The following is a 20,622-nucleotide window of genomic DNA, read 5'->3' as shown; positions in this document are numbered from 1 at the left end:
TCGGGCATGAGTGATAAAGCAATCTTGAGCTGCCGCAACCTGGGCAAATCCTACGAGGAAGGTCCGGAGTCGGTTGAGGTTCTGGCCGGTCTGCAACTGGAACTGCACCCGGGTGAGCGCGTAGCGATTGTCGGCAAGTCGGGTTCTGGCAAAAGCACCTTGCTCAATATGCTGGGCGGGCTTGATACGCCGACCAAGGGCAGCGTCTGGCTCGACGGTGAAGAACTGTCAGCGCTGAGCGAGAAGAATCGCGGCCTGCTGCGTAACCGCGCCCTCGGGTTCGTTTACCAGTTTCACCACTTGCTGCCGGAGTTCACGGCCCTGGAAAACGTCTGCATGCCGCTGCTGATCGGCAAGACGTCGATCCCCGAGGCGCGTCAGCGTGCCACGGCGTTGCTGGAGCGCGTAGGGTTGGGCCATCGTCTGGAGCACAAACCGGCCGAATTGTCCGGGGGTGAACGCCAGCGTGTGGCCATCGCTCGTGCCTTGGTGAACAACCCGGGCCTGGTGATGCTCGACGAGCCGACCGGCAACCTCGACTCCCACACAGCCCAGGGTATTCAGGATTTGATGCTGGAACTCAGCACCTCGATGCGCACGGCGTTCCTGGTGGTGACCCACGACATGAACCTGGCCCGCCAGATGGATCGCGTCCTGCATTTGCAGGAAGGTTGCCTGACACCCATCTGATTGGCTGAAACCCGGTGTGCTGAACAGTGCGTCGGGTCTTTTATTTTTATACGGTGCCCCAGCGAATGTTCAGACCGTTATCGATCTTTATCGGCACGCGCTATACCCGCGCCAAGCGCCGCAATCGCTTTGTTTCCTTCATCTCGATGACCTCGATGATCGGCCTCGCCCTGGGTGTGCTGGCGATGATCGTGGTGTTGTCGGTCATGAACGGATTTCAGCGCGAAATGAGCTCGCGCATCCTTGGCATGGTGCCGCATGCAACCATCGTCGGCGTTAACCCGATCGACGATTGGCAGCCCGTTGCGGCGGCCGCGATGAAAAACCCGGAAGTGACGGCCGCCGTGCCGTTCACCGAAATGGAGGGCATGCTGTCCTACAAGGGCTCGATGCAGCCGATCCAGGTCAGCGGTGTCGATCCGGCACTCGAAGGCAAGGTTTCAATTGTCGCCAAGCACATTGTTCAAGGGCGCCTCGATGCCCTGAAGCCGGGTGAGTTCGGCGTGGTAATCGGTGAAATCACGGCCCGGCGCTTTCGCTTGAACGTCGGTGACAAGATCACCCTGATCGTGCCGGAAGTGAGTACTGCGCCGGGCGGGATTACCCCGCGCATGCAGCGCCTGAACGTGGTCGGCGTGTTCAAGGTCGGTGCCGAGCTCGACGGTTCGATGGCGTTGATCCACGTCGCGGATGCCGCGCAGATGCAGCATTGGGAGCCCAATCAGGTGCAGAGCGTGCGCCTGGCGGTGAAGGATTTGTACGCGGCGCCGCAAGTATCCAGCGATATCGCCAGTGGTTTGGGTGCTGCCTATAAGGCTGACGACTGGACCCACACCCAGGGCAGCCTGTTCAGTGCGATGAAGATGGAAAAAACCATGATCGGCCTGCTGTTGCTGATGATTGTCGCGGTGGCGGCGTTCAACATCATCGCCACCTTGATCATGGTGGTGAACGACAAAGGCGCGGATATCGCGATCCTGCGCACGATTGGCGCTACGCCTGGGCAGATCATGGCGATCTTCATGGTTCAGGGGACGGTGATCGGTGTTTTCGGGACCTTTATCGGCGGCGTGCTCGGCGTGATCGCGGCGCTGAACGTCAGTGAAATGGTGGGCTGGATCGAGCGGGTAAGCGGTCAGCACATCTTCAGTTCTGATGTGTACTTTGTCAGTAACCTGCCTTCGGAATTGCAGGGCGCCGATGTGCTGCTGATTTGCTCGGCGGGGTTCATCTTGAGCTTTCTGGCGACCGTCTACCCGGCCTGGCGTGCGGCGAAAATTGAGCCAGCTCACGCGTTGCGGTATTCGTAACTCCTGAAATCGCCATCGCGGGCAAGCCCGGCTCCCACAGTTGATCGAGTTGAATCACACATTTGTGAACGACTCCAAACCCTGTGGGAGCCGGGCTTGCCCGCGATGAGGCCGGTACTGCTGGCCTCAATCTCCCTTTGGCAACTCAATCACAAACCGCGTCCACCCATTCGCCGATTCGCAACGAATCTGCCCGCCATGGGCACGCACGATCGACTGCGTAATCGCCAACCCCAACCCCGCATGTTCGCTGCTGCCTTCCTGGCGCGCCGGATCGGCCCGATAAAACCGGTCAAACAATCGCGGTAGCAACGCCCCGTCAATCCCATCGCCACTGTTCTCAACCACCAGGCTCAACCCTTTAGCCTGCTCGACAATCCGCACTCGAACCTCACCCTGGGCCGGTGTGAACCGCAACGCATTGTCCAGCAGGTTGGACAATGCCCGACGGAGCATGCTGCGATCACCTTCCATGTGCGCATTGCCTTCACGGCTAAGCTTGACCCGAGCGTCTTCGGCCAACGGCGCAAAAAACTCCAGCAACACATCGGTTTCTTGTGCCAGATCCAGCGGTTCGCGCTTGGGCATCAGCAACCCGTGATCAGCCTTGGCCAGGTACAGCATGTCGTTGACCAGCTGTGCCATCCATTGCAGCTCTTCGAGGTTGCTGTGCAGCGCTTCGCGGTAATCCTCGAGGGGCCGTGGGCGGGTGAGGGTGACCTGGGTGTGGGTCAGCAGGTTGGACAGCGGCGTGCGCAATTCATGGGCGATGTCAGCGGAGAACGCCGAGAGCCGTTGAAAAGAGGCATCAAGGCGTCCGAGCATGGCGTTAAAGCTGTGGGCCAATTCCGCGAGCTCAGGCGGCATGTCTTCTTCGGGCAGTCGAGCATTGAGCGATTGCGCCGACACACCGCTGGCGACCGCGCTCATGCGCCGCAACGGGCGCAACCCGCTACGCGCAGCCCAGGCGCCGAGCAGGGCGGTGGCCAGGGCTGACAAACCCACGGTCAGCCAGATCAGGTGCTGCATGCGTTGCAAAAAGTGCTGGTGATGGGTGATGTCCAGCAATAACGTCAGTTGTGGGGAATCCGGTCTATCGTCAAACAATGGCGCAATCAGCACGCGGTAGTCGGTGCCGTCGTTGTTCAGGGTCGATAAACCGGGCTGTTGCGGGAGTTTTTCCGGCAGGTGCGCGGAACTGTCATACCAGCGCTGGCCATCACTGCCGGTGATGCGCAGCGACAAATCAGCCTGGCGGCTGAGTTCATCGGCCAGTCTGATTTCGCTCTCGCTGGATTGAATGTCCTGAAGCGCCCGGCGTAAACCAATCAATTTCCCGTCCAGCAATTGCTGATCGAGTTCGACGAAGTGCGCTTCGCTGGCGCGACTGAACAATACTCCGGCGAATAGCGAAACCACCGCCGTGCAGGCCGCAAACAGCAACGCCAGACGGCTGCTCAACGAAAGGTGCCGCATCAGGCTGCACGCTCTTCGAGGACGTAGCCCATGCCGCGCACGGTGTGGATCAGTTTGTTGGGGAACTCATCGTCGATCTTCAGACGCAACCGACGGATCGCGACTTCGATCACATTGGTGTCGCTGTCAAAGTTCATGTCCCACACTTGCGAGGCAATCAGCGATTTGGGCAGCACTTCACCCTGGCGACGCAGGAGCATTTCCAGAAGGGCGAATTCCTTGGCCGTCAGGTCGATGCGCTGGCCGCCGCGCTCAGCGCGCCGCCGAATCAAGTCCAGGTGCAAGTCTGCCAGTTGTAATTGGGTTTCCTGAGGTGAGGCGCTGCCGCGACGCAGCAGGCTACGGACCCGGGCCAGCAGTTCGGAGAAGGCGAATGGTTTGACCAGGTAATCATCGGCGCCCAGTTCGAGGCCATGAACCCGATCTTCCACGGCGTCTCGTGCGGTCAGAAAAAGTACCGGTGTGTCCAGGCCATTACTGCGCACTGCTTGCAGAATCTGCCAGCCATTGCGGCCGGGCAGCATCACGTCGAGAATCAACAAGGCGTAGTCACCGCTCAGCGCCAGTTGTTGGCCGGTGTTGCCGTCAGCCACCAGTTCTGCGTTGAACCCGGCCTCGGTCAGGCCCTGACGCAGGTAGTGGCCGGTTTTCGGTTGGTCTTCGACTATCAGCAGTTTCATGGGCAACTCGAGATAAATGGAACGAACGCTTTATACCGTGGGCAGCGTTAATTCAGGTCAACCTGACAAAGTTGTAATCTGGCTGTCAGGTTGCGGGCAGTGACAGCAGTTTAGAGTTTTCCACAGGCTGAACCTTATCTTGTTGGAGTACGACGATGTTTTTGCGCAAATCTTTGCTGCCGGTGGTGTGTTTGTTGGCGCTGAGCTCGCCAGTGTGGGCCGGCCCGGCAAACACCTACGATTTCGGCCAACCTGCGCCGGCGGCCAAGGCGACTCGCAGTGTTGAAGTGGTGATGGGTGATATGTCGTTCTCGCCCAAGGACATCGATATCAAGGCCGGTGAGACCATTCGTTTTGTGCTGGTGAATAAAGGCCAGTTGCTGCACGAATTCAACCTGGGGGACGCGGCGATGCACGCCAAACACCAGCAGGAAATGTTGCAGATGCAACAGAGTGGCATGCTGACGCCTACAGGCATGAAGGAAATGGACCACAGCGCCATGGCCGGAATGGACCACTCATCCGGGCAGGGAATGAAGCATGACGACCCGAACAGCGTGCTCGTGGAGCCGGGCAAGACCGCCGAGCTGACCTGGACCTTCACCAAGGCCACCAACCTGGAATTTGCCTGCAATATCCCTGGCCATTATCAGGCTGGCATGGTCGGCAAGTTGACTGTCAGTCAGTAAGGACTCAATGGCGGGAGCAAAGGCTGGTAGAATCCGCTGATTCTTCAGTCAGGTTTCCGCCATGCATCCCGCAGCCGAACATTCGCCGCTGGGCAAATCCAGCGAATACATCGCCACTTACACGCCGTCCTTGCTGTTCCCGATCCCGCGTACTGCGAAATGGGCCGAGTTGGGCCTGACGGCTGAAACCCTGCCGTATAAAGGCGTGGATTTCTGGAACTGCTTTGAGCTGTCGTGGCTGTTGCCGTCGGGCAAGCCCGTGGTGGCGATTGGCGAGTTCAGCATCCCGGCGGATTCGCCAAATATCATCGAGTCGAAGTCGTTCAAGCTGTACCTGAACTCACTGAACCAGACACCGTTTGCCGACACGGCAAGCCTTGAAGCGACACTGGCCAAAGACCTGTCGGCCGCTGCCGGCAAGCCGGTCGGCGTGCGCATTCGCAGCTTGAAAGATGTCGAAGCCGAAGGCGTCGTGGCGCTGCCCGGCGTGTGCATCGATGACCTGGACATCAGCGTCAGCAACTACGAGCATCCGCGCCCGGAACTGTTGCGCTGCGATCAGACGCGCATTGTGGAAGAGAGCGTGCACAGTCATTTGCTCAAATCCAACTGCCCAGTCACCAGCCAGCCGGATTGGGGCAGCGTGGCGGTGGAATACCGTGGCTCTGCGCTGGATCACGCGAGTTTGCTGGAGTACATCGTGAGCTTCCGTCAGCACTCGGACTTTCACGAGCAGTGCGTGGAGCGGATTTTCCTCGACTTGCAGCGGTTGTTGAAACCGGAGAAGTTGACGGTGTATGCGCGCTATGTGCGCCGTGGCGGGTTGGATATCAACCCGTACCGCAGCACCGAAACCGTCCAACTGCCGAATCATCGGTTGGTGCGTCAATAAAAATCCAATGTAGGAGTGAGCCTGCTCGCGATAGCTGACTGACATTCAATATTGATGTCGTCTGATCCACCGGTATCGCGAGCAGACTCACTCCTACAAGGGACTGCGTTTCAAATTGTGGAAATGAAAAAGCCCTGCCAGCGATGGCGGGGCTTTTTTGCGTCTGGCGGGTTCAGATCCCCATATTCGCCAGAGCTTGCACGATGTTGCGCAAGGTACCGGCCAGGGTCGGGTGTTCGATTTCGAAGCGTTCAACGGCCAAGTTCACATTGTCGGCGAGGCTAGAGTCCTGGGTTTTGGTTTCGAGCTCAAGTTCCAGTTCGATCTGTTGCATCAGCGCGTGCAGGTCTTCGCGCTCGGCTTCGGTCAGCGGTGGATTCTGTTCCAGTTGCTCGCGCAGAGTATTGAGCTGTTGTTGCAGTTCGCGGGCAGGCATGGCGTTCTTCCTTTTATCGATAGGCACTGGCATAGACCGTAGCAGCACGTCAAAGGTCTATGGCTTGACCTTTAGATTAATCCACTCTCGCGCAACCTGCATGATCTCGGTCAGGGCTTTTCGCCCTTGAACCGGCGCAGACTGATATCGGCCAGGCAGGTGTCGAGTTCACCCAGGTGATCGATCACCGAATGCACGCCCAGGCCGAACAACTGCATCGTCGCCTTGCCGCGCAGGTGTTCACGTTCCTTTTGGCTCAATGCGTGCCATTCGCTGGGCGCCAGGCCGCAGAGCGAGCCGCAGGACGCCAGGCCAATCGTCCACAAGCCGGCGTTCAAACCCGATTGCAACAAGCGTGGTTCGCCACTGACCAGCACGCAGCCATCCAGGCGATCGACATTCAACGCCATCAGGGCTTGCCAGCAAGCGTTTGGTGCAGGCCATGGATTGATTGTTGCCGGGTGTTGCGACGATGTAATCCAGGCCGGCAAGGTAACGGCCAGAGAATGGCTGAGGGCAGGGGGTAGTTCATCGAGCCAGGCGCAGGGGATTTGCTGGCGCTGCAAACTGCGCAGGCTGTCCAGCGCGCCGGGCGTGGCTTCGGCGTGCTCCGCAGAATACGCCCCGTGCTGGCGCGTCCGGGCGCCGAAATCCACCAGGCAACCACTGAGGCCGAACAAGACGGCGGTCAAACTGGGGGCAGCGAGAGGCAAAGTTTCGGCGTGCGGCATATCAACGTCCCTGAAATAGCAACAAGGCTAGGCGGCGTGAGTGACAGTTGAGTGACATTGATGTGAAACGCTCTCAGTCAGCGCGAGTCATCTATAGTCGAAATGCGCGCGATGCTGCCTAAACCGGGTTTTCCGTCTTATACTAATCAGCTTAATGCCCGGGCCAAGTGCTCGCGCCAGTACAAATCCAAGGAGTTTTTCTATGCGCTGGAGCAATCATTTCGCTCAGCTTTTTGTGTGTGCCAGCCTGTTGCTGGTTCCGTTTGTGGCTCAGGCTGCTTCGGAAGACGATCCTTGGGAAAGCGTTAACCGTCCAATCTATAAATTCAACGACGTCATCGACACGTATGCACTCAAGCCTGTGGCTCAGGGCTATGAGTTCATCACGCCGCAGTTTCTGGAAGACGGCATTCACAACATGTTCCGCAACGTCGGTGACGTCACCAACCTGGTGAACAACATTCTGCAAGCCAAGCCGGCTGCAGCGGGCACCGACACTGCACGCATCATCTTCAACACCACGTTCGGCTTGCTCGGTTTCTTCGATGTGGGCACCAAGATGGGCCTGCAGCGCAGCGACGAAGACTTCGGTCAAACCCTTGGCTATTGGGGTATGGGTAGCGGTCCTTACGTGATGCTGCCGCTGTTGGGTCCAAGCACCTTGCGTGATGCACCGTCGAAACTCGTCGACAGCTACACGGGCCCGTACCCGTACATCAACGACGTGCCGGTGCGTAACTCGGTCTTCGGCCTGAATATCGTCGACACGCGTGCCAGCTTGCTGTCGAGCGAAAAACTGATCACTGGGGACAAGTACACCTTTATCCGTAATGCGTATTTGCAGAACCGTGAGTTCAAAGTCAAAGACGGCCAGGTTGAAGACGATTTTTAATCTCGACCGGTAAAAACGAAGAAGGCGGCCATTGGCCGCCTTCTTTCGTATGGATCCGGTTTATTTCATTTTCAAGATTGTAAGCCCGAGTTTCTGAGCATCACCGTCCAATGACTTCACCCACACCACTTCGGTGTCGGCTTCGAGCCCCTTCAACGCTGCGTGATCGGAATCGATGCGCACATTGAGCCGGTCACCGACTTTGAACTCTCGTTTCGCTTCAACCTGCATACCACTGCTGGAAAGGTCGATGCAGACGGCTGGCACCTCATCGCCCTCATGAATCAGCGACACATCGGCATCGACTCGCATGCGGATGAAATCACGCTTTTCGCTGTAGTCCCGACCGGTTTGACTCATGGGCTCGATCCTTCCATTGGGTTACGGATTTGCCTGTTCTTATAACTCCCGGTGATTTGACAAGTAAAGACGCCAAGCGACCATCGGCGTGAGCTTGAAACGCCCCGCGGATGGGAGTACCGTCTGCGCCTTAGAAGGGCACCTCTGGTGTACGTGTGAGTAGGGCAAACGCTCGAAAACGGTGCAATAGAGAGGCTAGAAAGCGAATCCAGTAGTGTGAGCCGGGCTAAAGGCCTTGCCTGCTACGCCAACCTAATTCTGGCGCCGTTTGCCCACATGCCAAAAACCAGTGCCACGCTGCTGATAATCGATGATGACGAAGTAGTGCGCGCGAGCCTCGCGGCCTATTTGGAAGACAGTGGTTTCAGTGTCCTGCAGGCCAGTAATGGTCAGCAGGGTCTTCAGGTATTCGAGCAAGACAAGCCCGACTTGGTCATCTGCGATCTGCGCATGCCGCAGATGGGCGGACTCGAACTTATCCGCCAGGTCACCGAGCGGTCACCGCAAACCCCTGTGATTGTGGTTTCGGGTGCCGGCGTGATGAACGATGCGGTCGAGGCGCTGCGCCTGGGTGCAGCGGACTACCTGATCAAGCCTCTCGAAGATCTGGCCGTGCTCGAGCATTCTGTTCGCCGAGCCCTGGATCGTGCGCGCCTGCTGCTGGAGAACCAGCGCTACCGCGAGAAGCTGGAAAAGGCCAACCGTGAGCTCGCTGCCAGCCTGAACCTGCTCCAGGAAGACCAGAACGCCGGTCGCCAGGTACAGATGAACATGCTGCCGGTCAGCCCCTGGGCCATCGACGAGTTCCAGTTTGCTCACCAGATCATCCCGTCGCTGTACCTGTCGGGTGATTTCGTTGACTACTTTCGGGTCGACGAGCGCCGGGTAGCCTTCTACCTGGCGGACGTTTCCGGTCATGGTGCTTCTTCAGCCTTCGTTACCGTGCTGCTGAAGTTCATGACCACGCGCTTGCTGTTTGAATCCAAACGCAGCGGCACATTGCCGGAATTCAAGCCTTCAGAGGTCCTTGGTCATATCAACCGGGGCCTGATCAGTTGTAAGCTGGGCAAACACGTCACAATGGTCGGTGGAGTCATCGACGAGGAGACAGGTTTGTTGACCTATAGCATCGGTGGTCACCTGCCGTTGCCAGTGTTGTACACACCCGACAGTGTTCGTTATCTGGAAGGGCGCGGTCTGCCGGTAGGCCTCTTCAATGAAGCCACCTACGAAGACCACGTACTGGAACTGCCGCCGACGTTCAGCCTGACGCTGATGTCTGATGGCATTCTGGATCTTTTGCCAGAACCCACACTCAAAGAAAAAGAAGCGGCGTTGCCCCAACGGGTCAAGGCTGCGGGCGGCACCCTGGACGGGCTGCGGCAGGTTTTTGGATTGGCCACGCTTGGGGAGATGCCGGATGATATCGCCCTGTTGGTGTTGAGCAGGAATCTTTAATGAGTACCGGTAGAATCCAGTTCGCCGAGCAGGACGGCACCTTCGTCCTGAAATTCGTCGGTGAAGTTCGCCTGACCCTGTGTTCGGCGTTGGATGCGACTATTGATCGGATCTTCACCGCGTTGAACTTCAATGCGATCGTGATCGACCTGACCGAAACCCGCAGCATCGACAGCACCACGCTGGGCCTGCTGGCCAAGCTGTCGATCCTGTCGCGGCAAAAGGTCGGCCTGCTGCCGACCGTCGTCACCACCCACGAAGACATTACGCGTCTGTTGGAGTCCATGGGCTTCGAGCAAGTGTTCAACATCGTTGACCAGCCCGTGCCCTGTCCCGAATGCCTGGACGACTTGCCAGACCAGGATCAGTCCGAAGAAGTGGTGCGGATCAAAGTCCTCGAAGCGCACAAAATCCTCATGGGCCTGAACGACTCCAATCGTGAAGCGTTCCATGACCTGGTAAATGCGCTGGAGCGACACTGATTCCCTGTAGGAGCGAGCCTGCTCGCGATGGCGTCCTGACAGTCACCAGACACATACAAAAAAGGGCGAACCTGTGAGGGTTCGCCCTTTTTGCGTTGGCCTGTCAGCTGTTACAGCTTGGCCTGCAACAACGCCTCAAGCTTCTCCTGATCCCGGGCAAACTGACGAATCCCCTCAGCCAGTTTCTCGGTCGCCATCGCATCTTCGTTGGACAACCAACGGAACTGCGCTTCATTCAAGTTCAAGCGCGCTTCACCGGCATGCCCAGGTGACAACTTGCGTTCCAGCTTGCCAGTGTCAGCCGCCAGTTTTTCCAGCAGATCCGGGCTGATAGTCAGGCGATCACAGCCTGCCAGTTGCTCGATCTGGCCCAGGTTGCGGAAGCTCGCACCCATGACCACCGTCTTGTAGTCATTGGCCTTGTAGTAGTTGTAGATGCGTGTCACCGACTGCACGCCCGGATCATCCGCACCGGTATAGTCGTTGCCGTTGGCTTTCTTGTACCAGTCGTAAATCCGGCCCACGAACGGTGAAATCAGGAACACACCGGCATCCGCACACGCCGCTGCCTGAGCAAACGAGAACAGCAGCGTCAGGTTGGTCTGAATCCCTTCTTTTTCCAGCGTCTCTGCCGCGCGGATACCTTCCCAGGTGGAGGCGATCTTGATCAGCACGCGGTCACGGCCAATACCGGCCTTGTCGTACAGCTCGATCAGACGGTGCGCACGCTTCAATACGGCGTCAGTGTCGAACGAGAGGCGTGCATCCACTTCGGTAGAAATACGACCCGGTACAACCTTCAGGATCTCTTGCCCGACCGCTACGCCAAAACGGTCGCTGGCCAGGCCCACATCGCCCTTGCAGTCGTGAACGCAAGCATCCAGCAATTCGGCATACGCAGGAATTGCCGCGGCTTTGAGCAGCAGGGAAGGGTTGGTGGTGGCGTCCACCGGTTTAACGCGGGCGATAGCTTCGAAGTCGCCGGTGTCGGCAACCACGGTGGTCATTTGTTTAAGTTGTTCCAGCTTGGAAGTCATGGGCGTGCTCTGTCCTGTGGGTCTAATGACATTACCCGAGCGCTGACAGCCACTCAAGGGCGCATGTACGTATCGATGGCCCCAGCGGCAACAACCTGAAAACAGGTGTTTGAAAGGTGAGGGGCGCGGTGTCGGTTTATACGATGCCAAAACGGGGCGCAGGTTCAACGTAACTGACCGTTGACCCCGCGCCAACAATGTCGCCGCCGGTTCTTACGGGCGGGCCTTTGATCGTTTAGCGCTGTTAAAAAGTGTCGATTTTGACCGTTATAATATGTCAAATAATCAAGGCCGATGAAGTGTAATGTGCTGCCGATTAACGTAGGTAGCGGATGGAAAGATGACTTCACAGGAAACACAAGTGTCTGGAATTGTGGAGGCTTTCGATGACTTTATACTCGCTTATGTCTTGAAGAAGTTGACCGATGTATTGGAAGAGCTGATGACGGTCTCGAAAAGAAACTACCCGGACAATATGAGTGGTGTGCTTGAGATGGGACGGGTTAAAGCCGCAGCGAAAATTCCCATCTGGTTAAAAAGAGTGAAGTACAGTGATCCCTGTAAAGTGACCAGCTTGATGAAGGGGCAAATGGACGACGCGCAGAAATGTAATCAGAACCTGCGCTTCGAAGCGCAGGTCGTATTGCTGAAAGTTCTGGTGGAAGGGGCGTTGGCAATGAATGTAGCGTGTTATTCAGAATTTATTAGTAAGCGCCTGCATTAAGTGGTGAGCGTAATTTTCTATTGTGATTTTAATAACGTCTTGACAGTGCAAGCTTCTTGATAATTACGATGTTTGGCCGGGCGGGGGCGGAGTCAAAATAGATTTGGCTAGTCAAATACAGCAATATCACCAAACCTCTCATGCAGACGCCCCAATGTTATTTTTTGTCGGATAAGTGGCGGCGGGATTGTTGTCGTTATTTTTGGTCCAGCTATTCTTGTTGGGCGTTTTTTGTATGTCGTGCTATTTAATGCACTTGTATTTTTATGATGGATTCATCTCTGAATGCGGGACCGATTTTGTCGGTTCACTCATGTCCCCGCTACACATTGGCCGAATCGACACTACACGGGAAGAGTAGCCTTGTTCAGAAAGATTCTTATCGTATGCGTTGGTAATATTTGCCGAAGTCCAACCGCTGAAATGTTGCTCCGCAACGCGCTGGATCCTTCAGATATCTCGGTGACCTCCGCGGGACTCAACGCGCGGGTGGGGGAGTCTATGGAGCCAAACGCACTTTCAGTTCTCGAAGAACAGGGTGGCGCCGCCCAAGAGTTTAAAGCGCGGCAGATCACTCCAGCCATTGTTAATGAGTCAGACCTCATTCTGGTCATGGAGAAAGAGCATGTAAAAGGCGTGCTGAGTATTGCCTCGCACGCGAGGGGCAAAGTGTTTCTTCTGGGCAAGTGGCAGAGTGAGCGCGAAATAAAGGATCCGTATCGTCAAGGAAAAGCTGCTTTTGTCCATGCCCATGCATTGATTGAAGATGCTGTTTGCTCATGGGCACAGCGCCTCGGACGTTGATGGATGATTTTCAGATTAGTATTAATGGTAAAAGAATAGACCTTATGCAGTTACCGTCAGTAGTCAGTGGCCGAGATAACGATAAAGACGAGATTGATCTTCTCGGTTTGCTAGGCACATTGATTGATCACAAATGGTTAATAGGCGCCATTACCGGAGCGTTCATGGTGACCGGTGCCGCGTATTCGATTTTGTCGGCGCCCGTGTATTTGACAAACGCCCTGGTGCAGGTCGAGCCGAAAAAGAACGACATGTTGGGCTTTTCGGATATCAGCAGCATGCTGGGTGGGCAATCCCCGGCGGCTACCGAGATCGGAATTATCAAGTCTCGCGCAGTCATCGGCAAAACAGTCGATGACCTGCGTCTGGATATTGTGATCACGCCGAACACCTTTCCCGTCGTGGGTGGTTTTATTGCGCGGCGATATAAAAGTACTCCCGGCCAAACTATTTCGCCTCCACTCCTTGGCATGAACAGTTTCGCCTGGGGTGGCGAGCAGCTTGAAATCGAAAAACTCAAACTGCCCGATGAACTGTTAGGTGAAAAACTGACCCTGATTGCCGGAGAGCAGAACCGCTTCAAGCTTTACGATGAAGAGGGTGGATTGTTGGCCGATGGAACCACAGGCGTCGCCGTGGTAGAGAACGGGGTCGAGGTGCTGGTCGCGAACATGATTGCGAACCCTGGCACTAAATTCGAAGTCGTACGCAACCCACGAATTGTCACTATTCAGAATTACCAGGACATCCTTGAAGTCTCCGAACAAGGTAAGGAGTCGGGCATTATAAGTCTGGCGCTAGCCAGCACCGACTACTCTCTGGCTGTGAAAATTCTGAACAAGATTTCGACGCTTTATGTCGAGCAGAATGTGCAACGCACCTCTGCCGAGGCGGCTCAGAGTCTGGATTTCCTGCAGTCACAGCTCCCTCAAGTCAAAGAGGATCTGGTCAAGGCCAGCAATGCGCTGAACAGCTATCAAACCCGCGGAAATACAGTAAATATCTCACTCGAAACCAAGTCTGTCCTGGAGCAGATGGTGGTTTTGGATACGCGCATCTCCGATTTAAAACTCCAGCAAGCAGAACTGGATCGAAAGTTCACCCGTGAGCATCCGGCCTACCGCGCCTTGATGGCCCAGTTGGGGGATTTGAATAATCAGCGCCACGGTTTGGAGAAGAAGGTTCAGGATCTTCCGGCAACGCAACAGGAGCTTTTGAACCTCACTCGTGATGTGGAAGTGGCGACACAGATTTATACCCAACTGCTGAATAAATCCCAGGAGCTGGACATCGTAAGAGCGGGGGCGGTCGGGAATGCTCGATTGATCGATACCGCCGATGTCGACATCACATCCCCGGTCAAACCGCGCAAAGCCTTGCTCATTATTATTGCAACGTTGCTGGGCGGGTTTGTCGGCGTTGCCTTGGTGTTGGTGCGTAAATCGTTGAGCCGAGGACTTGAGGGGCCGGAAGCCATCGAACAACTCGGACTGCCCGTCTATGCCTCTATTCCCTACAGCGCCCTGCAACAAGAAGAAGATAATAAAAAACTTCGGCTGGGCGATGGCGTCAACCGCCAGGCTTTCCTATTGGCGCTGCGCAATCCTACTGACCTGTCCATTGAGTCGATACGCAGCCTGCGAACCTGTTTGCATTTTGCGGGGCTGGATGCGACCAACAACCGGATCATGATTTCCGGTCCGAGCCCGCAGGTGGGCAAAACGTTTGTTTCCTCTAACCTCGCCGCGGTCATTGCTCAAAGCGGGCAGAGGGTCGTGCTGATCGATGCCGATATGCGCAAAGGTCACCTGCACAAAACCTTGGCTACACCAATCAGCAACGGCTTATCCGATCTTTTAACCAAACGTTGCAGCATTGAGCAGGCAATCAATAGGCTCGAGGTTGATAACCTGCATTTCATCAGTCGTGGACAGGTACCGCCTAATCCATCAGAGCTGTTGATGCATGCCAACTTCAGAGAACTCCTGGCAGAACTAAGTGAACTCTACGACGTCGTCATCATCGATACGCCACCTCTTCTGGCAGTAACAGATGCTGCAATCGTTGGGCGTGAAGCTGCCATTAATTTGATCGTGACTCGCTTTGGTGTAAATCCGGCCAAAGAGATTGAATTGACAATTCGTCGGTTTGCGCAAAACGGTATCGAGTTGAAGGGCGCTATTTTTAATGGTGTCGAGAAGCGGGCATCCAGTTACTACGGTAATGGCGCTTATTACAACTATGAGTACGCCTCTGACAAGTCCTGATGCGAGTTCTATCTACCAGGTAATCGGTTGGGAGTGAGTGGGTGATAACTCACCACTCTTAATCGTGTTTTGCCTGTGACTAAGTTCATGGAGATAGGTGGATTATGAAAAAAATATTACATGTGGCGGAAACTATCAAGGGTGGCGTTGCGACGGTCATTCGTACGATATCAACCCCCCCTCGGGACCATGCTCTGAAGTATGAACTGGTTTATCTGGTTCCGTACGACCAGAAGAAAGAGTTGCATGGCATTGATGAAAAAAACATCAGGACCTTTTCCCGGAACAAGCGCGATGTCATGTCCCTGTTGCGGTTTGCCTGGCAATTGGCCCGCGTGATCTTCAAGGAAAAACCGGATGTCGTGCACTTGCACAGCACGTTTTCCGGGGTCATTGGCCGATGTGTCTGTCTGCTACTGCGCCCTTGGCGGTCACCTAAAATTGTCTACTGCCCGCACGCATTTTCCTTCTTGATGGAGAGCTCGACAGTCAAGCAGAAAGTGTATTCGCTGGTGGAGCGACTCTTGCAGAAAGTAACGGACGTCATTATCTGCGTCAGTCAGTATGAAATGGATAAAGCCGCGTCGTTTGGTATTGATCGTCACCGCATGAAGCTGATCTACAACGGGATTCATTATAAAAGTGATGAGAACAAGTCCAGCGAAAGCACGGACATTCAGCTTCTATTTGTAGGCCGACTGGATTACCAGAAAGGCTTCGATCTTTTGCTCAAGGCGTTTGCTGAAGTCGAGCGAACTGACTTGAGACTCACTGTCGTTGGGAGTGCTGTCAATGAAGACTTCGTCGAGTGCCCCGATATTGACGCCGTGGAGTACCTGCCTTGGGTGACTCCGGCTGAAGTCAACGAACTGTACAAAACGGCGGATGCCTTGATTGTTCCAAGTCGCTGGGAAGGCTTTGCCATGGTTCCCCTCGAAGGGATGGCCATGGGCGTGCCGGTGATTGCCAGTGACTGTACATCGCTTCCTGAATTGGTGACGGACAACATCACCGGCTACCTGTTCTCGACCGGCGACTACCAGGCCCTTGCCAGCATATTAGTGAATATCAAAAAACATAAGCTGCTGGAACTAGGTACAGAAAGCCGCAAGAAAGTGCGCGAGCGGTTCAGTGCAACGTTGATGATTCAGCAAACCTATGACGTGTACTCCGCTAAAACTTATTAAGTAGACAATCAGATGATGAACGTAACTATTTTGCATGGCTACAGTGCGTCCAGTTCGGGTGATGGTCTACTCGTGGATTTGGCAATAGCCACGGTGCAGCGTAACTTTGGCGCCGGCACTTTAATCAACGTAGTTGCGTCAGACCCTCAATCATTTAGCTATCTTTCCTGTAAGCGATATGAGGCGCCGGTCATGGCGGCTAAGGGATTCGGAAGGGTGAGGGAAGCGATTTTCCTTAAACAGTCTTATGTCCCCCTTGCCGATCTTTTGAATACCAGCGATCTGGTTGTAGGGGTGGGCGGTGGATACATGCGCTCAAAAAGTACCTTTGAACACCTCAAGCTGAAACTGGGTCATGCCAAACAGCTTGAAACCGCGATTTTGAGCAAGGTACCGACTGTTTACCTCCCACAAAGTATCGGTCCGTTCCATGGCGAGAGCAGCAAAATCGTAGAGCATTACGCCAGCGCCGATGCGGTATTTGTCAGAGACAACAGGTCTTCGGAAATTTTCCAGTCCAATGAGAATGTCTACCGGGCGCCGGACCTGGCGATCCAGGCGTTAGCGAAAAAGATACTGCTGCAGCCCAAGTTTATCCACTGTGGATCAGCTCCTGCCGTGGTCTGTGTTGTTCTACGCAAGCCGTCGCACTGGAGCAAAGAGAAGAAAGTCGCCTACGTTGCAAACCTGAAGCTTCTATTGAGGAGATTAAGGGCGAAAAGCAAAGTGGTCTGCGCTGTGCAAAGCACCGTCCGCGGCAACGACGATGGCGCGTTTTATCGCGAACTTGGCATTACCGAAGACCTGCTGCCGTTGAAGGCAACACTTGCGAAATATCAGCCGGATCTGGTTATTTCCGTGAGGTTACACGGGGCTATCGAGGCGCTCCTGGCCGGTGTACCCGCGTTCCATATCAGTTATGAACGCAAAGGTTTTGGGGCGTACCAGGACATGGGAGTGGAAGACTGGGTGATCAACGAAGGCGATATCAATGTCGATACCATCATCGACACTGTTTACGCCCCCAACGCTCTATCGAGGTTTGCCAAGAAACTCACGGATACCTGTAAAGACATCGGAGCCAAAACGGTGCTGATGGACAATATCATCAAAGGGGTTGTTCGATGATATTTCGGTTGTTGCTAAGGGGGACTGCATTAGGCGCGAAGTTTTTGCTGGTGTTGGCCATCACTCATTACCTGGGTTATGACGCATTGGGCTTCTACGGCGTCGTGGTGATCGCCCCTTTGTTAGCCTCGAAGTTTTACAGCGTCGGGTTCAGCTCTGAAATCAATCGGTTGATCAGCATCGGAGGCAGCTCCCGATTCGTCATCGATAAAGTACTGGTCTTGTACCTGGCCGTTGGTTCGTTGTTTTCGGTGGTCACAGTCGTACTCTACTCACTCTTCAGCGATGTTCCGGCGAGCACCGCGTTGATCGCCTGCGTCACGCTGCTCCTGATCACGGAGCATCTGTCCTTCGAAATTAACTCCTTTGTTTTTTCTGCGCAAAAAGCCAATTGGGGAGCGTTATTGTTCTTCATAAAAACCGGGCTCTGGGCGCTGATTGCTGTGGGAGGGCTAATGACGGGCGTGGTGTCCAGCATTGCCAGTGTTCTTTGGTTGTGGGTGATCAGCAACCTTCTGGTGATCGTGGCCGGATACTTTATTGTGGTGAATGTACATAAGGGGAGGGAGGTCAGTGCCCTCACGACGGCTTCTGTCTGGAAAGCCGGATTGCCCTTTTATCTGGGCGACGGTTTGATGTTATTGAGTCAGTTTGCCGAGCGTTTTCTGATTGTGGACCTTGAGCCGTACGACAGCCTTGGCAAGTACGTGTATGCCTGGTCTGCCGCTAACACCCTGCAAGCGCTGTCTTTTGCCGTTGTTGCCGTCGTTGGCATTCCCGTGCTCGCCAAGCGTTATAAGAATAATCAACAGGCACTGACGGTCCGGCAACTGTTCTTCAATCAATGGGTGTTGCGCTCGCTGGTCGTTTCCTGCGCAGTTGCTGTGCTGATTTATGCCTTCTTTAATGTTGTGCTCGATTATGTGGACGCGGCAGTTCCGCGTCCGGATAACGGGGTTTTGTGCATCCTGATTTTCTCGTTTGCGCTGCGAGCAGTCGGCGACATCGTATGGGGAGGTCTTATTGCGTCGAAGAACAATCGGGTGTCGTTGGCCAGTGCGGTGATTTGCCTGCTGATTTCACTGCCTGTCAGCTATGTCCTTATTAAACACTATTCAATTTATGGGGCGGCCTGGGGGAACGTTTTCTCGATTACGGTGCAGCTGGTCGTTGTTGCTTTGCTGGCCAGGTTTGCCCAGGCGAAGGGGGCGTTGTAATGGCTTTATCTCTGCCTTCCATAGAATTTCGCGGTACAAAACTGGATTCGTCGATCTCACTCCTGATTTTGATGTGCGGTCTTTTTCTGTCCGTAGCAATGCCGCTGCTGGTTCACCGAGAACCGGGCCCGGATGCGATGACGTTGTGGTCGTCATACGCTCGTTCAGACTACTGCAATTTCTGGAATCCCTTTTCGCCAGACCGGTCTTCTTACGATTGCACTGCTTACGTGCTACGTCCCACCGGCATCAATCTGGACAATGCCTGGGCCTACGGGATGATGTGCAACTTGTTTCTCACGTCTATCCCGATCTTTATCTTCAGAAGAATACCGCTGACGATTTTTCTGACCCTGTGTCTGTGGGGGGTGGTCAGGTCGTTCTTTCTCGATAACCTGACCAAGGAAATCATTGTTTCGGTGGCGATGATTACCATCCTGGTTTTTTCATTTTCGAAGCAATACAGAGCGGGCTTTTTTCTCTCTGCGCTGTTTTACGGCATCTTGGTTCGACCCTACTGGATACTGTTTTCGCTGGTCTGGGTTGGCGTGTGTGTCATGAAGAAGCGTGTGTCACGTTTCAGCTTTTTCCTGATGTTGTTCACGTTCTATTTGGCCATCGCGACAGCGATTCAGATGCTCGCCGGCTATTCGGTTTCGTCCATTCGAGCCAATAGTAACGAGCAGCGCACACTGGGCGAAGAGGGCTCAAAGTCATTGATTGTGTCGTGGATTAACGGCGGTGACTTCGTTTCGCAGGCCGTGGATTCGATGAGCATCTTTTTCAGGTTGTCTTTCCCGGTGGAGTTAATCCTTCTTTCCGGCCTGGGGCAGATCATCTTTGTCGTCCTGATGATGATGACCTCGTTGCTGATGTTCAAAATGATGACGTCGAGTCACTACAAGGGCTCAATCATCCAACCCAAAGTCAAAGAGCTTATCGCTATTCCGCTGTCCTTTTTATTGGTGCAGGGCCTGTTTGAACCTGACTTCGGATCGTTTGCCCGACATTTCTCCATGGTGGTTCCGGTTCTGTTTGTGGGGCTGGGGTTGCAGTTGCGCTCAAAAAAACCTGAGTCGCTTGAATCAAACGTCTTGAACTGAGGTTTGTGGTTTATGCAAAGCAATAAGAAGTCGTTGGAAATAGAAACACTCAGAGGGCTGGCATGCCTGCTGCTGGTGCTCTATCACGTGATAGGGCCATTAGGCGGCGGATTGAAAATCGACCTGGGATCACCTTTCCGAATCCTGGCCGATTCGATGGTGTACGTCCGGATGCCGTTGTTCACTTTTATATCGGGCTACATCTATTCGATTTACAAAATCAGAGGCAACGACTTTTCCGCTTACTGGCGTGGCAAGGTAAGAAGATTGATCGTGCCATTGTTTTTTGTCGGTATTCCATTTTCGGTGCTGCAGGTTGTCGGGCCGGGGGTAAACAACGACTTCGGGTTAATAGACGCCTTGTTGTCGTTTTACGTGCCGATTAACCACTTCTGGTTCTTGCAGGCGGTTTTTATCATCTTTATGTTTGTCGGATTTCTTCAGTGGCGCGGCTGGTTGCAGACGGCGACACGGTTGTACCTGTTGTTTTTGTTTTCCGCAGTGGTGTTCTTGATGCCGCTTTTTCCAGTCGATGCCTTTGGCATCAATGGCGCCATCTATTTGCTGCCGTTCTTCGTGACGGGGATGATTTGCCACGAAAAGGGCAATGAATTAAAGCAGTCCCTGAAAGTGATCGGGCCCGTCGTGTTCGTCTTGATATCGGTCGCACTGCTCTACATTGCCGCCGTGGATCGCGAGCTCATTGTCGATCGCAGAAGCCTTGTCGGATTGCTCGTTGGCTGTGCCTCCTGCATCGCGTTGTTGTCGAGTGACATGCGCTCGAAAGCGCTGATCTGGCTCGGTGGATATTCCTACGCGATTTTCCTCTTTCATGTTCTGTTTGCGGGCAGTTCACGGGTCGCGTTACGTCGTTTGGGTGTCACCGATGAAAGCGTTTTGGTTGTTGGCGGTGTGCTGTTCGGATTGTTGGGGCCCGTGGTGCTGTCGAATGTTTTCAGCCGTTTCGCCATCACATCGACTTTGTTTTTGGGCGAACGTGCGATCAGCAAAAAGACCCCGGCGAAAGGTCTGAAGGTGTCTCGCACCTGAACACCAAAG

21 protein-coding genes are annotated in these 20,622 nt (G+C 54.6%); 15 read left to right on the top strand and 6 right to left on the bottom strand.

Going from position 1 to position 20,622, the window contains the following annotated elements:
- The first annotated feature begins 6 nt into the window (after positions 1–6).
- Both lolD and BMS17_RS05085 read left to right on the top strand, forming a co-directional pair.
- Positions 7–690, top strand: a complete 684-nt coding sequence (gene lolD, locus BMS17_RS05090; RefSeq protein WP_162830870.1) for a lipoprotein-releasing ABC transporter ATP-binding protein LolD — start codon at positions 7–9, stop codon at positions 688–690.
- A gap of 65 nt (positions 691–755) precedes the next feature.
- Complete coding sequence (locus BMS17_RS05085; RefSeq protein WP_046026976.1) at positions 756–2,000, top strand: lipoprotein-releasing ABC transporter permease subunit; 1,245 nt, start codon at positions 756–758, stop codon at positions 1,998–2,000.
- A 126-nt stretch (positions 2,001–2,126) separates the two neighbouring features.
- On the opposite strand, the gene BMS17_RS05080 is transcribed toward BMS17_RS05085, so the two are convergent.
- A complete protein-coding gene (locus tag BMS17_RS05080; protein ID WP_077430562.1) occupies positions 2,127–3,476 on the bottom strand; it encodes a heavy metal sensor histidine kinase in 1,350 nt (449 codons plus the stop codon).
- The gene (locus tag BMS17_RS05075) at positions 3,476–4,156 is read right to left on the bottom strand and encodes a heavy metal response regulator transcription factor (RefSeq protein ID WP_046026974.1); all 681 of its coding nucleotides are present in this window, start codon (positions 4,154–4,156) and stop codon (positions 3,476–3,478) included. The genes BMS17_RS05080 and BMS17_RS05075 overlap by 1 nt, the downstream gene beginning before the upstream one ends.
- 155 nt (positions 4,157–4,311) lie before the next feature.
- On the opposite strand from BMS17_RS05075, the gene BMS17_RS05070 reads away from it, so the two are divergent.
- Positions 4,312–4,845 carry a plastocyanin/azurin family copper-binding protein gene (locus BMS17_RS05070; RefSeq protein WP_046026973.1) on the top strand — a complete coding sequence of 178 codons (534 nt, stop codon included), beginning with the start codon at positions 4,312–4,314 and terminating at the stop codon, positions 4,843–4,845.
- Between the two features lie 61 nt (positions 4,846–4,906).
- Positions 4,907–5,737, top strand: a complete 831-nt coding sequence (gene queF / locus BMS17_RS05065) for an NADPH-dependent 7-cyano-7-deazaguanine reductase QueF (protein ID WP_046026972.1) — start codon at positions 4,907–4,909, stop codon at positions 5,735–5,737.
- A gap of 172 nt (positions 5,738–5,909) precedes the next feature.
- On the opposite strand, the gene BMS17_RS05060 is transcribed toward queF, so the two are convergent.
- Both BMS17_RS05060 and BMS17_RS05055 read right to left on the bottom strand, forming a co-directional pair.
- Positions 5,910–6,173 (bottom strand): DUF4404 family protein, encoded by a 264-nt coding sequence (locus BMS17_RS05060; protein ID WP_008151367.1) that lies wholly within the window; start codon positions 6,171–6,173, stop codon positions 5,910–5,912.
- Positions 6,174–6,283: 110 nt separating this feature from the next.
- On the bottom strand, positions 6,284–6,904 hold the full coding sequence (locus BMS17_RS05055; RefSeq protein WP_046026971.1) for a phosphatase: 621 nt from the start codon (positions 6,902–6,904) through the stop codon (positions 6,284–6,286).
- A 202-nt stretch (positions 6,905–7,106) separates the two neighbouring features.
- On the opposite strand from BMS17_RS05055, the gene BMS17_RS05050 reads away from it, so the two are divergent.
- Positions 7,107–7,796 (top strand): VacJ family lipoprotein, encoded by a 690-nt coding sequence (locus BMS17_RS05050; RefSeq protein WP_046026970.1) that lies wholly within the window; start codon positions 7,107–7,109, stop codon positions 7,794–7,796.
- A gap of 60 nt (positions 7,797–7,856) precedes the next feature.
- Here BMS17_RS05050 and BMS17_RS05045 read toward each other — a convergent pair whose 3' ends face one another.
- Positions 7,857–8,156 (bottom strand): PilZ domain-containing protein, encoded by a 300-nt coding sequence (locus tag BMS17_RS05045; RefSeq protein WP_046026969.1) that lies wholly within the window; start codon positions 8,154–8,156, stop codon positions 7,857–7,859.
- Between the two features lie 276 nt (positions 8,157–8,432).
- Between BMS17_RS05045 and rssB the strand changes: the two genes are divergently transcribed.
- Both rssB and rssC read left to right on the top strand, forming a co-directional pair.
- Positions 8,433–9,614, top strand: coding sequence for a two-component system response regulator RssB (rssB, locus tag BMS17_RS05040; RefSeq protein ID WP_046027144.1), 1,182 nt, complete (start codon positions 8,433–8,435; stop codon positions 9,612–9,614).
- Positions 9,614–10,096: an anti-sigma factor antagonist RssC gene (gene rssC / locus BMS17_RS05035; protein WP_046026968.1), complete on the top strand. Its 483-nt coding sequence runs from the start codon at positions 9,614–9,616 to the stop codon at positions 10,094–10,096. Before rssB ends, rssC begins: the two co-directional genes overlap by 1 nt.
- A gap of 110 nt (positions 10,097–10,206) precedes the next feature.
- Here rssC and tal read toward each other — a convergent pair whose 3' ends face one another.
- Entirely contained in the window at positions 10,207–11,133 is a 927-nt protein-coding gene (tal, locus tag BMS17_RS05030; protein ID WP_046026967.1) for a transaldolase, read from the bottom strand.
- A gap of 340 nt (positions 11,134–11,473) precedes the next feature.
- Here tal and BMS17_RS05025 point away from each other — a divergent pair, with 340 nt between their 5' ends.
- The 8 genes from BMS17_RS05025 to BMS17_RS04990 all read left to right on the top strand — a co-directional run bounded on the left by BMS17_RS05025 (position 11,474) and on the right by BMS17_RS04990 (position 20,613).
- Complete coding sequence (locus BMS17_RS05025) at positions 11,474–11,857, top strand: hypothetical protein (protein ID WP_077430561.1); 384 nt, start codon at positions 11,474–11,476, stop codon at positions 11,855–11,857.
- Positions 11,858–12,220: 363 nt separating this feature from the next.
- Complete coding sequence (locus BMS17_RS05020) at positions 12,221–12,661, top strand: low molecular weight protein-tyrosine-phosphatase (RefSeq protein ID WP_046026965.1); 441 nt, start codon at positions 12,221–12,223, stop codon at positions 12,659–12,661.
- Positions 12,662–12,705: 44 nt separating this feature from the next.
- On the top strand, positions 12,706–14,928 hold the full coding sequence (locus BMS17_RS05015) for a polysaccharide biosynthesis tyrosine autokinase (protein WP_077430560.1): 2,223 nt from the start codon (positions 12,706–12,708) through the stop codon (positions 14,926–14,928).
- Between the two features lie 104 nt (positions 14,929–15,032).
- Entirely contained in the window at positions 15,033–16,115 is a 1,083-nt protein-coding gene (locus BMS17_RS05010) for a glycosyltransferase (RefSeq protein WP_046026964.1), read from the top strand.
- 15 nt (positions 16,116–16,130) lie between these two features.
- On the top strand, positions 16,131–17,243 hold the full coding sequence (locus BMS17_RS05005) for a polysaccharide pyruvyl transferase family protein (protein ID WP_046027142.1): 1,113 nt from the start codon (positions 16,131–16,133) through the stop codon (positions 17,241–17,243).
- Positions 17,240–18,460, top strand: a complete 1,221-nt coding sequence (locus BMS17_RS05000) for a polysaccharide biosynthesis C-terminal domain-containing protein (protein WP_046026963.1) — start codon at positions 17,240–17,242, stop codon at positions 18,458–18,460. The genes BMS17_RS05005 and BMS17_RS05000 overlap by 4 nt, the downstream gene beginning before the upstream one ends.
- A complete protein-coding gene (locus tag BMS17_RS04995; RefSeq protein ID WP_046026962.1) occupies positions 18,460–19,563 on the top strand; it encodes a hypothetical protein in 1,104 nt (367 codons plus the stop codon). Before BMS17_RS05000 ends, BMS17_RS04995 begins: the two co-directional genes overlap by 1 nt.
- Before the next feature lie 12 nt (positions 19,564–19,575).
- A complete protein-coding gene (locus BMS17_RS04990) occupies positions 19,576–20,613 on the top strand; it encodes an acyltransferase family protein (RefSeq protein ID WP_046026961.1) in 1,038 nt (345 codons plus the stop codon).
- Positions 20,614–20,622: the final 9 nt, after the last annotated feature.

The organism is Pseudomonas sp. C9 (assembly GCF_002000165.1).
GTDB lineage: Bacteria > Pseudomonadota > Gammaproteobacteria > Pseudomonadales > Pseudomonadaceae > Aquipseudomonas.
Note: the sequence above shows the minus strand (reverse complement) of the source record. Positions and strands in the feature narration are given on the sequence as shown.

Coding starts and splice junctions, on each gene's coding strand:
- BMS17_RS05075 (WP_046026974.1), bottom strand. CDS start 4,156: ATGAAACTGCTGATAGTCGAAGACCAACCGAAAACCGGCCACTACCTG.
- BMS17_RS04995 (WP_046026962.1), top strand. CDS start 18,460: ATGGCTTTATCTCTGCCTTCCATAGAATTTCGCGGTACAAAACTGGAT.
- BMS17_RS05000 (WP_046026963.1), top strand. CDS start 17,240: ATGATATTTCGGTTGTTGCTAAGGGGGACTGCATTAGGCGCGAAGTTT.
- rssB (WP_046027144.1), top strand. CDS start 8,433: ATGCCAAAAACCAGTGCCACGCTGCTGATAATCGATGATGACGAAGTA.
- BMS17_RS05050 (WP_046026970.1), top strand. CDS start 7,107: ATGCGCTGGAGCAATCATTTCGCTCAGCTTTTTGTGTGTGCCAGCCTG.
- BMS17_RS05015 (WP_077430560.1), top strand. CDS start 12,706: ATGCAGTTACCGTCAGTAGTCAGTGGCCGAGATAACGATAAAGACGAG.
- BMS17_RS05025 (WP_077430561.1), top strand. CDS start 11,474: ATGACTTCACAGGAAACACAAGTGTCTGGAATTGTGGAGGCTTTCGAT.
- BMS17_RS05010 (WP_046026964.1), top strand. CDS start 15,033: ATGAAAAAAATATTACATGTGGCGGAAACTATCAAGGGTGGCGTTGCG.
- lolD (WP_162830870.1), top strand. CDS start 7: ATGAGTGATAAAGCAATCTTGAGCTGCCGCAACCTGGGCAAATCCTAC.
- BMS17_RS05005 (WP_046027142.1), top strand. CDS start 16,131: ATGAACGTAACTATTTTGCATGGCTACAGTGCGTCCAGTTCGGGTGAT.
- BMS17_RS05085 (WP_046026976.1), top strand. CDS start 756: ATGTTCAGACCGTTATCGATCTTTATCGGCACGCGCTATACCCGCGCC.
- BMS17_RS05080 (WP_077430562.1), bottom strand. CDS start 3,476: ATGCGGCACCTTTCGTTGAGCAGCCGTCTGGCGTTGCTGTTTGCGGCC.
- BMS17_RS05070 (WP_046026973.1), top strand. CDS start 4,312: ATGTTTTTGCGCAAATCTTTGCTGCCGGTGGTGTGTTTGTTGGCGCTG.
- BMS17_RS04990 (WP_046026961.1), top strand. CDS start 19,576: ATGCAAAGCAATAAGAAGTCGTTGGAAATAGAAACACTCAGAGGGCTG.
- BMS17_RS05045 (WP_046026969.1), bottom strand. CDS start 8,156: ATGAGTCAAACCGGTCGGGACTACAGCGAAAAGCGTGATTTCATCCGC.
- BMS17_RS05055 (WP_046026971.1), bottom strand. CDS start 6,904: ATGCCGCACGCCGAAACTTTGCCTCTCGCTGCCCCCAGTTTGACCGCC.
- queF (WP_046026972.1), top strand. CDS start 4,907: ATGCATCCCGCAGCCGAACATTCGCCGCTGGGCAAATCCAGCGAATAC.
- BMS17_RS05060 (WP_008151367.1), bottom strand. CDS start 6,173: ATGCCTGCCCGCGAACTGCAACAACAGCTCAATACTCTGCGCGAGCAA.
- rssC (WP_046026968.1), top strand. CDS start 9,614: ATGAGTACCGGTAGAATCCAGTTCGCCGAGCAGGACGGCACCTTCGTC.
- tal (WP_046026967.1), bottom strand. CDS start 11,133: ATGACTTCCAAGCTGGAACAACTTAAACAAATGACCACCGTGGTTGCC.